Source organism: Vibrio sp. 2132-1 (assembly GCF_033344315.1).
Map to the genome: position 1 here is coordinate 1 of NZ_JAWPON010000134.1, position 953 is coordinate 953.

The 953-nt window shown below is 42.2% G+C and carries 1 pseudogene; it reads right to left on the reverse strand.

From position 1 onward, the window contains the following. Positions 1 to 303: pseudogene (locus tag R8N47_RS23935) on the reverse strand (GGDEF domain-containing protein); the annotation flags it as partial. Between the last annotated feature and the right edge of the window lie 650 nt (positions 304 to 953).

Sequence of the window (953 nt, forward strand, 5' to 3'; positions counted from 1 at the left end):
TCCGGAGGGCGCATCATTAAAAAGAAGTAGTAATAACCCCTCAAACATGATGACGGCGCTGAGCAGTAAATCGGCATATTTGTGATGCCTTTGTACTTTTATGAGATAGCAGATTCCTAAGCAGGCGATGGCACTGAAGGCATGCAAAACGCTTAACCCCCAATGATTTTCGAGCGATTGGACGATAGCGCCGTACACCAATAGTGTGGCGGCAATGCTAGAACACAGAAAAACGATTTTCTTTTTTCTCGTCGAGCGGATATCCGCCATTTCTTCTAGGCGAGCCCCGGCCAATGTCGACATCTTCTATCCCTACTTAAATTGATATGTACGTCTATTCTAGGCGGTATTTTAGCGATAAATAGAATAACAAAATCGCCAAATGTGAACTTAGTCATGTTGCGAGGTGATTGAATCTTGTAAGGAATTTTCTGGGTGTGACGACGCCAAGGGTTTTGTTTATTACGATATCTATCGATATGTTGCCTGCAATATGGTGATGACGGTTACAAAGTTACCTTGATGTGTGCACGTTGATAAATACAGATAATGCATAAAAACGGCTGTTGGCGAGTCGATTCTCAATTCGCTGAATGGCGTCATTTAACGGCGTTAAGCCAATTATCAACCGCGTACCTATTGAGCTCATTGTTCGTCAGTCGATGATCTCTAAGCTCCGTCAATGAGTCGCGTGGGCTTGAAAAATCATTAGAAATATTTTCCTCAAATCACAGGAATTATTGTTGTCGTTGTGACCAATCTCCGACTAAAATCCGCGCTGAATCTCAGTTTCATCTCAAACGAATCCCGAATTACTTTTTTATAGACTGCCTCACAGTTCTCTGCGAGGCAGTTTTAGTTGTTGGAAAGGTTAAAAACATGCCTAAAAGCCAAAACATCAACCAACGAATGTCCATCGTGGCATTAGCTTGGCCAATTCTTGTCGAAATTTT